14 protein-coding genes are annotated in these 12,796 nt (G+C 41.3%); 6 read left to right on the forward strand and 8 right to left on the reverse strand.

Features of this window, described 5'->3' with window-relative positions:
• Positions 1–18 precede the first annotated feature (18 nt).
• Entirely contained in the window at positions 19–966 is a 948-nt protein-coding gene (locus FTU17_RS11695) for a transporter substrate-binding domain-containing protein (protein ID WP_180004747.1), read from the reverse strand.
• A 337-nt stretch (positions 967–1,303) separates the two neighbouring features.
• Positions 1,304–1,726 carry a hypothetical protein gene (locus tag FTU17_RS11700; protein WP_078191199.1) on the reverse strand — a complete coding sequence of 141 codons (423 nt, stop codon included), beginning with the start codon at positions 1,724–1,726 and terminating at the stop codon, positions 1,304–1,306.
• Between the two features lie 348 nt (positions 1,727–2,074).
• On the opposite strand from FTU17_RS11700, the gene FTU17_RS11705 reads away from it, so the two are divergent.
• The 4 genes from FTU17_RS11705 (at position 2,075) to FTU17_RS11720 (ending at position 4,929) form a co-directional block, all read left to right on the forward strand.
• Entirely contained in the window at positions 2,075–2,353 is a 279-nt protein-coding gene (locus FTU17_RS11705; protein WP_180135560.1) for a hypothetical protein, read from the forward strand.
• A 274-nt stretch (positions 2,354–2,627) separates the two neighbouring features.
• Positions 2,628–4,391 carry a mechanosensitive ion channel gene (locus tag FTU17_RS11710; RefSeq protein WP_180135562.1) on the forward strand — a complete coding sequence of 588 codons (1,764 nt, stop codon included), beginning with the start codon at positions 2,628–2,630 and terminating at the stop codon, positions 4,389–4,391.
• A 69-nt stretch (positions 4,392–4,460) separates the two neighbouring features.
• Positions 4,461–4,607 carry a hypothetical protein gene (locus FTU17_RS11715; RefSeq protein ID WP_180059309.1) on the forward strand — a complete coding sequence of 49 codons (147 nt, stop codon included), beginning with the start codon at positions 4,461–4,463 and terminating at the stop codon, positions 4,605–4,607.
• Between the two features lie 160 nt (positions 4,608–4,767).
• Complete coding sequence (locus FTU17_RS11720; RefSeq protein WP_180059308.1) at positions 4,768–4,929, forward strand: hypothetical protein; 162 nt, start codon at positions 4,768–4,770, stop codon at positions 4,927–4,929.
• A gap of 93 nt (positions 4,930–5,022) precedes the next feature.
• Here FTU17_RS11720 and FTU17_RS11725 read toward each other — a convergent pair whose 3' ends face one another.
• The 5 genes from FTU17_RS11725 to FTU17_RS11745 all read right to left on the reverse strand — a co-directional run bounded on the left by FTU17_RS11725 (position 5,023) and on the right by FTU17_RS11745 (position 10,662).
• Positions 5,023–6,222 (reverse strand): NAD(P)/FAD-dependent oxidoreductase, encoded by a 1,200-nt coding sequence (locus FTU17_RS11725; RefSeq protein WP_180059307.1) that lies wholly within the window; start codon positions 6,220–6,222, stop codon positions 5,023–5,025.
• A gap of 33 nt (positions 6,223–6,255) precedes the next feature.
• Complete coding sequence (locus FTU17_RS11730; protein WP_180135564.1) at positions 6,256–7,146, reverse strand: 1-aminocyclopropane-1-carboxylate deaminase/D-cysteine desulfhydrase; 891 nt, start codon at positions 7,144–7,146, stop codon at positions 6,256–6,258.
• A gap of 130 nt (positions 7,147–7,276) precedes the next feature.
• Positions 7,277–8,395: an HlyD family secretion protein gene (locus FTU17_RS11735; RefSeq protein WP_180135566.1), complete on the reverse strand. Its 1,119-nt coding sequence runs from the start codon at positions 8,393–8,395 to the stop codon at positions 7,277–7,279.
• A gap of 62 nt (positions 8,396–8,457) precedes the next feature.
• The gene (locus FTU17_RS11740; RefSeq protein ID WP_180064940.1) at positions 8,458–10,107 is read right to left on the reverse strand and encodes an MFS transporter; all 1,650 of its coding nucleotides are present in this window, start codon (positions 10,105–10,107) and stop codon (positions 8,458–8,460) included.
• Positions 10,108–10,113: 6 nt separating this feature from the next.
• Positions 10,114–10,662, reverse strand: coding sequence for a TetR/AcrR family transcriptional regulator (locus FTU17_RS11745; RefSeq protein WP_180007512.1), 549 nt, complete (start codon positions 10,660–10,662; stop codon positions 10,114–10,116).
• A gap of 307 nt (positions 10,663–10,969) precedes the next feature.
• Between FTU17_RS11745 and FTU17_RS11750 the strand changes: the two genes are divergently transcribed.
• Positions 10,970–11,173 carry an NF038215 family lipoprotein gene (locus FTU17_RS11750; RefSeq protein ID WP_078191077.1) on the forward strand — a complete coding sequence of 68 codons (204 nt, stop codon included), beginning with the start codon at positions 10,970–10,972 and terminating at the stop codon, positions 11,171–11,173.
• Between the two features lie 236 nt (positions 11,174–11,409).
• On the opposite strand, the gene FTU17_RS11755 is transcribed toward FTU17_RS11750, so the two are convergent.
• A complete protein-coding gene (locus tag FTU17_RS11755) occupies positions 11,410–11,868 on the reverse strand; it encodes a DIP1984 family protein (RefSeq protein WP_168378581.1) in 459 nt (152 codons plus the stop codon).
• A gap of 171 nt (positions 11,869–12,039) precedes the next feature.
• Here FTU17_RS11755 and FTU17_RS11760 point away from each other — a divergent pair, with 171 nt between their 5' ends.
• Complete coding sequence (locus tag FTU17_RS11760) at positions 12,040–12,663, forward strand: LysE family translocator (RefSeq protein WP_180007513.1); 624 nt, start codon at positions 12,040–12,042, stop codon at positions 12,661–12,663.
• Positions 12,664–12,796 lie beyond the last annotated feature (133 nt).

The raw sequence follows: 12,796 nt of genomic DNA on the forward strand, positions 1-12,796 counted from the left end.
TAGAATGTTTAGGGAAAGTTATTCGTCACGGTCATGTGGATTGCTAATCAATGCTTTTAATTGATCAGACATCGGGAAATTCAAATTGATATTTTTTGGTGGAATTGGCGTTTGGAACCATTTTTTATACATGTCATTGATTTCACCAGAGCTATAGGTCGCTTTGATTGCATCATCAACCACTTGTTTAAAGCCAGTATCGCCTTTACGTAGCATACAACCATAAATTTCTTGAATCGGTGCTGTACCCACGATTTCCCATTTATTTGGATCTTTGGCTTTCGATTTTTCACCCGCCAGCAAAATATCATCCATCATAAATGCCGCTGCACGACCATTTTGTAGCATGAGGAAAGACTCAGCGTGGTCTTTGGCAGAAATGACTTCACCAATACCTAACTCTTTTTCATGTTGACGAATATAACGCTCAGATGTAGTTCCTGCCGTGGTGACTAATTTTTTACCTTTAAGGTCAGCGAAGTCTTTAATCCCAGAGTCTTTTGCAGTAAGTAAGCGTGAACCCACTTCAAAGAAACCTGTTGAGAAATCAACTTGTTGTTGGCGTTCTTTATTGTTGGTGGTTGAACCACACTCTAAGTCGACGGTGCCATTAGAAACTAATGGAATTCGGTTTTGGCTGGTCACTAAGTTATAACGGATTTTTAAATCGGGAAGATTTAATTGTTTTTTTACTGCTTCAACTACTTTTAATTGAAGATCATGCGCATAACCCACAGGTTGGTTTGGATTATCTGCGATATATGAAAATGGAATCGATGAATCGCGATAGCCTAAAACAATCGTGCCCGATTTTTTGATCTTATCTAAAGTCCCTGAGTCAGAAACAGCAGCTTCACTTCCTGCAGCTTTATCCGTTGTAGGTGCTTTATTGTCACTACATGCGCTAAGCCCTAAAGTGAGCGCACTTGCACAGAACAAAGTTGCTAAATGTTTTTTTGACGTCATCGTTAAAACTCCTTTTACCCTGATTTAATATCCACTTTTTATGATCTTGTTACGTATTTAGTTTTATTGCTTTGTTTTTAAGAATGTTTCAACAATAAAAAAGAGATCATTTTCTACATCTTAGGTGATAAATCGAACAAGGCTCAAGCAAAATTTATTGCCGAATTGTTACTAAGAAATGGGATAAGTTATGAAGATTTTTTATAAGTAAATTTGTTATAAGCGATTGAATATTAAATGAATTATATTTATTGTGAAATAGATAATGAAAATAAAAGGGCATAAAAAAACCTCCAAATGGAGGTTTTCGGGATTAAACTTTAGTTTAATCTCCGTGTTAATGCACAAACATATCCATAAATTCACGAATTTCTTGAATCGCTGTGTCTACGTCGGAAGTCAACCAAGTCGGTTCAAAAAAGCCAGCATAATGCTCCAGTCGATCTTGGGGAACAACTAAGCGAATCGGGCATTCTTCTTCGAGCAAGCGCCAAGGAATAATAGGCACTTCATTATCTAAAAAAGCCGCAATATTTCGAATATCAATCACCATCGCATTGATGCATTCAGGGAATGGCATCACTGAAAACTCTTCAGTACGTCGGCGGAAATATTCCAAATCACCCCATTTCAACACATAACTTGGCTTACTAAATTCAATAATGCCAATAAGATGCTGATCACGAGTGTAATGAAGGGAACATTGATGAGTGACGTCAGTGTCAAGATCAAGCGTTACACCTTGTTGATGGTACGCCATAGATTTGATAACAGGTGAAAAATAAGGTGCATGATTATAGCTCATTTCATTCATCAAAAGCAGAGAATTCCATCTAGCTCAAAAAAGCATTTATTTTTGCAACACTTGATACTCTGAAAATGAATACGATTGAAATGGTACATTCATTTCATGCTCCGATATTTTTACCTTAGCGATTGATTTTAAATCTAAAATTAAGGGAACTATCTAAACAGAAAAACGGATGTAAATTGAACTGATCTTTTAAGTTACATGTTTTCACGGATTGTAATTGTTCTTCACACAACAATGGATATTGTATTGCTAGTATAAAAAGTGAACGACGAACAACAAAATAGCGAGGGGAATATGACACACGATTTTAATAAACCACCCCATACCACCAGTACGGAAGAAACAACACAAAAAAAACGTATCCCTGTGTACATACTGATCTTAGTGGGTATCTTCTTAATCGCGTTATTGTTTTATATGTTTGCAGATATGAAACCTTCTGCTTCGGATGCACCGCCTGATCATCCTGCACCCAATGCACAAACTGCAACAGCCAATGATACGACTAGCGGTACACCGGGGGATGAAGCTGTTGCTAATGATTCAAATACTGCAACTGCGACAGATCATTGATGATAAATACATGAGTCAGATTTACATGATTGCAAGATCTGAACCTTAAGTATCTCATCAGAATGACACAAATAAAGCCTTGGTTATGCCAAGGCTTTTTTACATTCAATTGTGAGCTTTTGTTGGAGTTATGCATACTTTGGTTGATTAAAAAATACGCAAAAACTAAGGTGGAAAAGAAAGCTCAAGTTTAAAGCACCAATGCTGTGTGATATCGCGGCATACGTAAAAATGCACATAACAACAGATCATGTATAACAATGAGGGCGAACGTATGAATGATTATCTGGGTGGTCCGCGTGGCCGTTTTGATGCCATGTATTATTGGGAACAGTTTCACCCCATTTTAAGTGCAGTAGCAATTCTCCTGATTGGTTGGGTCATTGCTTTATTGATTGCTGCTGGCGTCAAAAAAGTTCTGCAACAATTAGGTACAAATCAAAAACTTTCAAATGCAACTGGGCACCGTTCCAATGTTGAAAATATAGTCTCCAGAGTAGTGTTCTGGATTATTTTGATCATTGCCGTCATTGGTGCGCTCAATGTGCTGAATTTGACCAGTGTCAGTGGCCCATTCAGTAATATGATTCAGCAGTTCTTGTTATTTATTCCACAGCTCTTGGCTGCGGTAGCTGTAGGTTTTATTGGTTGGATCGTGGCGAGTTTGGTCAAAGTCGGTTCAAAGAAACTGCTTGATAAAACCCAACTCGATGAAAAACTTAGTTCTGAGGTTGGTGTCAGCCCTATCAGTCAAAATATCAGTGAAATTGTATATTGGCTGATTTTGTTACTTTTCCTACCGATTGTTTTATCGATCTTGGGTTTGAATGGTCTCTTGTTCCCAATCCAAAATATGGTCACTGAAGTTGTTTCTTATCTTCCCAATATCTTTATTGCAGGTGTTATCGTCTTTGTGGGTTATATTTTGGCGAAGATTGTGCGAGGCATCGTGGAAGGCTTGGTGAACAGTTTAAGCCTGCAGCAGCAAGTCGAAAAAGTGGGCATGTTTAAAAACGCAAAACTTGCTCAAGTTTTGGGTAATTTCGTCTTTGCTATAGTCATCATCACGGCATTAATTGTGGCTTTCGAAGCACTTGGCATCGAGGCGATTTCTCAGCCTGCAACAGCCATGTTACATGAGATCATGTATGCGATACCGAACATCATTGCCGCAGGTTTAATCTTAATCTTGGCCTATGTGGTGTCACGCTTTGTAGCGCGTCTAGTTGTGGATGTGATCTCGAGTACTGGTGTCGATGCTGTACCAGAAAAATTAGACATTCAACGCTTTTTGGGCAAAACCAAAGTGTCGGATGTTGTCGGTTGCCTCATTGTATTTTTCACAATGTTGTTTGCGGTATCTGAAGCTGCTAACCGTTTAGGCTTTGAGCAAATCAGTGCCCTTATTGCTATGTTTATCCAGTTCGGTGCAAGTATTTTACTTGGTGCTGTAATCTTGGTGGTGGGTTTCTGGCTTGCCAATATTGTGGCAAATGTGGTGCAACGAGGGGAATATAACAGTTCACGTTGGTTAGGTAATTTGGTCCGTGTGCTGATTATGGGCTTGGTTGTAGCCATGGGCTTGCGTGCCATGGGTATTGCCGACTCGATCGTGAATTTGGCCTTTGGTTTAACTCTAGGTGCGGTTGCAGTTGCTTTCGCTTTGGCCTTTGGTTTAGGTGGTCGCAATCCGGCGGAACGATTGTTATCAGATCTTATCGATAAAGCGAAACGTGAAGCCAACGAACCGAATCCAGTACAGGAACAGGCGAAGGCAAAAACCACCTTTAATACGCCTACATCGTCTGTAGCGAGTCCAACGCCATCAACATCTGTGATGACTTCTGAAGTGAAAACCGATGATGGCTATCCAAACATTCAACAGGCTGCTCCCGGTGTCAGTGAAAAAGAAACGGCCACGCCAGATCAGTTGGATGTAAACCCAAGTGATCAACCACAAAATAATCCATTTGGATCGACAGGCGAGGCTGAAAATTCGGCACCTTTAACCCCGCCAAAACCAGATGATCCAAATTAAACTATTCTGTCTTTAAAAAAATCGGCCACGCTTAAGTGGTCGATTTTAATGCTTTATAAGGAATATTGTATGGCAAAAGCACCGAATAAATTTTTAGCCCCAGTGATTATTGCAGGGATCACGGTGGGTTTTTTGGCAAGCGCACGACGCTTTATTTTTGCAAAACCAAAACGCACTAATTTGGAGCAGGCAGAACAATCACCGCCAAAAAAGTGAAAAAATTATACCAATCAGTCCAAAAATAATGATTGAAATTTACTCGAAAATTGATATTTTAAGTAATAGTGATATATAGAATATTACTTAAAATATAAAAACTTAGGATTCATATTGCTGTCATGAATGACACTTATGATCCGTGCAAAGGAATGGCAAAATGGGGGTAATTTCAATGCTCAATACTTTAGTATCGACACTCAAACAAACCGCAAGCGTGCAACCACAACATATTTCAGTTGCCGTTGAAAAAATGGATATGACAATTCAACGAACTTCGTCGTCGTCAGTATCATTATTTAAAACCGACTATCTTGAATAAGTCAGATCGGGCAAGAAAAAGGGCTGAATGAATCAGCCCTTTTTTTATGCAGAGATCTTCTGCAGGTTATATTTAATTAATTCTATGTCGAGATCAGACGTATTCAGAAGCTGCATGTGCAGAAGCCCATGCCCATTGGAAATTGTATCCACCTAAATGACCCGTTACATCGAGCACTTCGCCAATAAAGTACAAGCCTTTCTGTTTTTTACTTTCCATGGTTTTTGATGAGACTTCAGTGGTATCCACACCACCGAGTGTAACTTCAGCAGTACGGTAACCTTCAGTGCCTGATGGCTTCACTTCAAAGCTTTCTAAACGGCTTGCAATAAGTTCTAGTTTTTCATCACTAATATTGCCAATGGCTAATTCAGCTTGTTCAGGCCAAATCAGATTTTGTAATTCTATAACTACACTTTTCGGTAAGTGTTCATTGAACAGTGTACGCAGTAACACTTTGGGTTGACTAGATTTCTTAGATTTGAGGAAATCTAAAACATCTAAAGCTGGAAGGAAATTGATATTAAAGCGTTGGCCGACATCCCAGTAGTTTGAAAGCTGCAATGAGCTTGGGCCACTTAAACCACGGTGAGTAAAGAGTAGAGCCTCAGTAAAACTGTTTAACTCATTCGATAACGTGGCTTCAACAGCATTGCCGCTCAAGCGTGTGGTGACTTCTTTAAAACTATCGGAGAAAGTGAAGGGTACTAAGCCAGCGCGAGTGGGGTAGACAGAATGACCAAATTGTTTGGCAATCTCATAGCCAATTCCTGAACCACCTAAAGTAGGAATAGAAAGACCACCAGTGGCAATAACCACCGATTCTGCTTCAAAATAGCCTAGATTGGTTGCCACTTGAAAGCCTTGTTCTGGCAAGGCATTGACTGCTTTTACTTCACAGTTGGTTTTAATATCCACCAAGCCTGTTTTGTCACATTCTGCCAATAGCATGGCGAGAATTTCTTTTGCACCATTTTGGGTAAATAACTGCCCATGTTTGCGCTCTTCGTACTCAATGCCATATTCGCAGACCATACCAATGAAGTCCCAGTTGGTATAGCGAGTTAATGCCGAAATAACAAAGTGCGGATTATGTGAAATATAATTTTCTGGTTCGACATACAAATTGGTGAAATTGCATTTACCGCCGCCAGACATTAGGATTTTTTTGCCAACTTTATTAGCTTTTTCAACCACCAAAACTTTGCGTCCACGCTGCGCCGCTTTATATGCCGTCATTAAGCCTGATGCACCAGCACCTAAAACAAGGACATCATATTGATTTTGCGACATGGTAAGTTTCCGCATGGAAGAAAGGACGCAGGATTATACGCTTTTTAGCGCTTCGGTTGAACCTTTCAAGCGACCTTGTAGGCCACCAGTATGGATCACTAAAACACGCTGATGGTTTGTAATCTGACCCCGCTCAATCATGCCGAAAATACCTCGCAGCATTTTAGCCGTATAAACCTGTTCTAATGGGATCGCATAGCGTTGTTCAAAGTCCTGCATAAACTCTAAAAGTTCCAGCGTTGTTTTGGCATAGCCACCACAGCAAAATTCATCACTGATGCTCCAATTGGTTTTCTGTGTCAACTGAGCAACATCGTCGCAAAGAAAATTGCCTTTGAGCGCTGAAAAACCTAGAACATGTTGATGTTCAGCACTGGCTTCAATCAAGCCCGTTATGGTTCCACCTGTACCGACTGCACAGCAGATGAGATCAAAATTTTGTTGATTTTCGTGATTTAAGATTTCCGTACAGCCACGGATAGCCAACGCATTGGTTCCACCTTCAGGAATGACATAATGTTCGGGATATTGCTGTCGTAATTGCGCTAAAGCGTCAGCTTGTTTCTGTTCACGATACTTTTGGCGTGAGACAAAACTGAGCTGCATACCAAACCGTTCGGCGGTGGCTAAAGTAGGATTTCGGGCTTGATGTTGTAATTCTTCCCCACGGATGATGCCTAGACTACCGAATCCAAATAAATGTGCAGCAAATGCAGTGGCTGCAATGTGATTTGAATAAGCACCACCAAAGCTAAGCACCTGTTTAAAGCCTAATTTCTGCGCCTCAATAAAATTATATTTGAGTTTATAAAATTTATTGCCTGATATTTGTGGGTGTACCAAGTCCAAACGCTTAATACACAAATCAACCCCTTGATATTGAATAGTCTGCTCAGGAATGGCGTGGGCGATAGATTCAAACATGTTGGTGATCGTTATCTTGGTGGTTAGAGTTCAAATAGGTAGGCATTGTAAAACGGGAGCTGCAGAAGATGAAACCCATGACATCTTGTTCAGTTCAACTCTGCTTATAGCACTTCACTGTCGATATCTGCTAACTAGCAACATCAACGGAGGTGACGACAGACATACCGGGTCTTAAGTTTTCTAAACCTTGTTGATTAGGATCAATCGCAATTTTTACGGCAATGCGTTGCACGACTTTGGTGAAATTTCCTGTGGCATTGTCAGGTTTCAATACACTAAATTCAGAACCAGCCGCAGGGGAGATTTGCTCAACTTTGCCGTAAAATTTTTGATGTTTCATGCCATCGACGCTGAACCACGCTTTTTGACCAATATGCATATCTGCAATTTGCGTTTCTTTAAAGTTGGCAGTCACCCAGCGCTGCTGTGGAATTAAATACATCAGTTGAGAGCCTGCCGCAACATATTGACCAATCCGTGGGCTGACTTCGCCAAGTTGACCATCCATAGGTGCCACAATCGTGCTGTAGTCTTTAGTGGTCACAGCCTGATCAAATTGTGCTTTGGCACTATTCACTTGCGCTTTAAGCCCTGTCGCTGCAACTTGTGCAGTTTTGAATGATTCTTTGGCAACTAGTAAATTGGCTTCTGCTTGATGAAGTTGGGCCAAACTATTTTTAGCGTCTGCAATCGCTTTATCTTGTTCTGATTTCGATGCAGCGCCAGTATTGCCGAGTTGTTGGTAGCGCGTCATTTGTGCAAGAGCTAATTCATAGGCCGCACGTGATTGGTCCACTTTCGCTTCGGCTGCCGTAATATCTGCTCTGCGTTGTTCAATGGCCTGGCTTTGATTGGCAAGCGAGTTCTGTGCTTGTTCCACCCCAGATTCAGCCTGTGTGACTTTTTGATCATAGGTCGTTGCATCGATATGCATAAGCACTTGACTTTTTTTCACATGATCAAAATCCGTCACCAAAACATCTTTCACATAACCATTAATTTGTGATGAAAGCACCGTGGTTTTGCCTTTGACATAGCTATTTTCAGTCGACTCGATACTGTTATGAAATGGACCAATCCGCCACGCCCATAAGATCAGCGCAATTCCCAACAAGAGGATGATCAACATAAAAATCAAGGTACGCTGCGGCGTAGAAATAAGCTTACTCGATGGCGCAGGCATAGCGGTTGCTGTTTGTGGTTGCTGCGGTGCTGCTTGCTCAGTGGGTTTATGGTCTTCGGTCATGTTGTTCTCAATATCGATTAGGTCATTTGGCGGTTGCTTATGTTGTGTAAGTCGGGAAAATTTTAACTACTATCCGTGCGTTGCTGTTGGCGTAATTGATATTTATTTTTGCCCATCAGCAATAAACCCCAAAGCAACAATAAAACGGCGAATATGCCATTTAAAAAAATCACATCGTTATAGGCTCGAACTTGGGCTTCTCGAGTGATGGTTTGATTAAGGCTACGTATGGCTTGTTGTTGGTCTAAATTGGGGTCTAAAGAATATTGATGCGCACTTTGCGCCAATTGTTGTAGGCGCTGTTCGACTATAGGGGAGGTTTTCGATAAATCATTATAAATCTGTGCCTGATAGGTTTGAGTACGCATTTGCTGATAGGTCGAAAAGAACGATGATCCGACCAGTCCCCCAAAGGTCTGTGTCGCAGAAAACAGCACGATAAACGTCACCATGTGCGATGGGCCTTTTTGCAAAGCACTGACAATGCCTGTAAGCAAAAGTGGGCCAATAAACATGCCACTAGCAAAGCCCACCAAAAACTGACTCCAATAAAAATCATGCGGTCGTACATCACTGGTCAGGTGGTAATCCAGTGCACAGGCAAAGAGCACGAGACCTGCTGCACCGAGCAGATGAAGCACAATTTTTTCTTTGGAAAAGGTCAGGGCACTAAACACTGTGCCTAAGACAATCCCAATCAGCACGACGGTATAAAAAGAAACGAATTGGTCGGGTCCCATGCCCATGGTTTTCAAAAAATTCACTGCCGCATAGCTTTGTTCAGACATGAGAAAGCGAATGGCAAAGGCACCAATAATAAAACTCACGGTAGACGATGTTCCGAGCCAGCGTGTGACAATAAGGGGGTTGACCCGAAAATGTTCATAGGTCAGACCAACAACTAAAAGAATCAAAGCGGCGATGAGTAAATAGGCCAACCATTCAGCTTCAAACCACCAAAGAATCGGGCCTTGAGTCAACACGATACATAGCAACGCAAAGCCGGGTGCCAATAATGCAAAGGTGAATAAATCTTGCTTTTCAAACACTTCGATACGTAGACTGCGTGGCAGTTTTAGAGAGACCACCATCGCCAAACAACATAAGGCTAGACCTAATTCAAAGGTGTAAAAAATAGACCAATCATTTACATCGACCAGATAGGGCGACATGATCCATGCCAGCGGTATCCCCAACTGCTGAAAGCCTAAAGCTAGATAAAGCCCACGACCAAAATGAGCACGTTTAAAGGCTTGCATGATGTAATACATCCCAAGCGAACTGAGTGGAGCTGCAAGTAAGCCACTGATCACCCGTGCAAAAATTGCCATTTCATAGGTATGGACAAATAAATGCAGCACCATCACCGCGATAAATAATACCAAGCCAATTTCTGAAAATAGCCTAAGTCCATATTGTTGGCGGGCTTTAAATAAGATCAGGTTAGAGCTGACATTGGCCATAACAAATGCCGCAGGGATCCATGCCGCTTCTGAAGGCGTTAATCCATATTCACCTTGTAGAAGGGGTAAATTTGCCGTGATAAATCCATTACTTAAACTCCCCGAGATCGCAACAAATAAACCGATAAAGAAGTATAAAAAACGCTTATAGGTGGGATGTGCAATGGCAGCCGGAGAGCCGGGCAAAGTCGGTTTTTCTTCGGGTGTCCAATCCGGAGCAGGTTCCAATAAACGCGGTGATTTGGACATGACGTGTTACCCGCAAATACCATGTAGTAAAAATTCCACGGCACGTTTGGCGAGTTTTTCCTGATCTGCCTCGGTATGGCCTTGCAAAGCTGCACGTAAAATGGAAGTGACCATGGCATAGTCTGCCGGTTTAAAGTCTGCTCGGCAGCGACCATTTTGAATGGCCTGATCAATCATCGGTTGCAAAATGGCATCACGTCGTTGGTATATTTCAACCATGGCAGGATCATCCCGATCGATCACACGCCAATATTCCATTAAAGCCGTGAGATAGGGAATATTATAAATATGGTCTTGAATGAGGCGAATAAATCCATCATCGAACTGTGCATAATTAAGCGCACGCTGTTCAAGTCGGTTCAAGGCAGCTTGCATTAAGGCGAGTACCAACTCACGACGGTCATTAAAATTACGATAAAACGTCGCACGTCCAACTTGAGCCTGATTGATGATGAGTTGTAAAGGCGCATTGATCCCGTGAATACGGAATACCTCAATCGCAGCTTCTAAAAGCACTTCTCGGTTTTGCGCAGCGAGTTGTTGACGTGTGGACATTATTCTTTGACATCATCATTCTAAATTTATCTAGCTATTAAACGGACAAAAGTGTCCGAAGTAAAATCGTATTCGATAGCAGTTTTGTAACTTGTCTTCTATGTGGTTATAAGAAAATGAATAAATTATTTATTTTAAAAAGAAAATATTTTTCTATCGGCATCAATCTGCATCCGCATTGGAAAGACCGCCGAGACATAATTCCTGACAATTGATCCTAAATCGGCAGATAAATAAGGTGAATATCTGCACAAAAATGCTATGCTGAATTTATAAGCAAGATAATTATAAAAATGGAGGGCATCCAATGAGCAAATTAAGTCGGGCTGTGCTGCCTATGCTGTGCCTGTGCAGTTTTTGGATGGTGGGTTGTGATACGACTGACGAATTGCATCGTCCTCAAAACGAACATCGCACCATGATCATTGGTGGTGTCCCTGTAAATGACCATGACTATAAATTACCCCGTGAGGATGTTGCACTCAATGAAGCCGCTGCGGATGACGACTAGCAGATAGATCCGTCAAAAATAGGGTGGACATACTGTCAGTACACGGTAGTGAGACGTGACATGTAAAGAGTCACAGATGCAGTGTGCTACGTCACATGTGTGAACATTTTGAAGTAGACGTCTTACTTCTGCAGTTTAGTTTGTTGGATTAAAGCCTTACAAACATTTAAAAAGGCTCTGTACTCGCCCAGTATGCCCGAACTGGAATGAACCGCGGTTCAATTGATTAAATCAGGTCAATCTATTAGGTCTATTTGCCAATTGGATGCCTGAATTTCTAAGTTATTTTGTCTAAGTTGCTGACTAATGCTATCGGCTTGTTTCTGTAAATCTGCCACTGCAATGGTTTTAATCCAACGGATTTCACTTGAGCTATAACGACCATTTTCACGGCGTGAGCTGTCAATCGCTTGTTGCAAGATACGATGCTGTTGGGTCAATAAATCACGTTCATTGAGGACCGAAAGCATGCAGCGTCCTGAACTGGTTTTAGCCTGTGCGTTGGTGGCGTGAATCTTTTCAATTAAGCCATAAAGTTCTGTATTTACAGCAAATGCTTCTTGAATTAAAGCATTTGGTTCTTCGCTGGGTGCATCACCTTCTTGAATGAGCACGTTGTTATTGATTCGTTGTTGCAGCGAGGCCAATTTAGTTTGTAAGTCACTGCGTAAAAGTAGGGCTTCGGCTAATTTCATTGTCTTGATATTAATTTGTACTTTTAGCGATCATGCGATGGATTAATGCGGTATTCAAGTTATTTATAGTGAAAAATTTGGTCAATTAAAATAAACACTGCAAATTATAGGGAGAAATTCAGAGATTCTATCTGTAAAATTGCCACGAATTTAAGTGAAAACGGTGTGACAGTGGAATCATTTTGGATATTAGGCTCGATTGCGGCAGCACTATTACTTGGTGCAATGAGCCCGGGGCCAACGTCAATTTATGTGGCGAAGAATTCCATTGCGATTTCACGTAAACACGGTTTATTTACCGCGCTTGGTACAGGTTTAGGCGCTGCAATATTTGGGCTATTAGCGGTATTGGGTTTGCAGGCATTTTTATTGGCTGTACCTTCTGCTTATTTGGCTTTAAAAATTTGTGGTGGTTTATATCTGCTTTGGATGGCATTTAAAATTATAAAACATGCCAAAGAACCCATCGAAGCAGGCGATGCGAGCAGTTCGGAAATGTCACTCCGTCGTGCATTTACCACTGGTTTAATTACCCAGTTGTCGAATCCGAAAATTGCAATTGTGTTAGCCAGTATTTTTACGGCACTTTTACCGAAAGAGATTCCAACGTATTTTTACTTTGTACTGCCAGTTTTGTGTTTCTTTATCGATGCAGGGTGGTGCTCATTGGTCGCTGTGGCTTTGTCAGCAGAAAAACCACGTAAAGTCTATTTGAAGTTTAAAGCGGGTTTTGATCGGGCAGCAGGGGCAGTGATGACAGTGCTTGGGTTAAAGCTGATTTTTGGGATGAAGTGATTGAACTTTGTCTTGTCCTGAAATAGATTGACAGTATTCCACTTCAAACCGAGTTAAGCAATTAGCTCGGTTTTAGTTTGCTCATACGTCTGATTCGGGGTGTTCATATTTAAACTTAAATGTGGTCTATAAC

This window comes from Acinetobacter sp. YH12070 (genome assembly GCF_013419625.1).
GTDB lineage: Bacteria > Pseudomonadota > Gammaproteobacteria > Pseudomonadales > Moraxellaceae > Acinetobacter > Acinetobacter amyesii.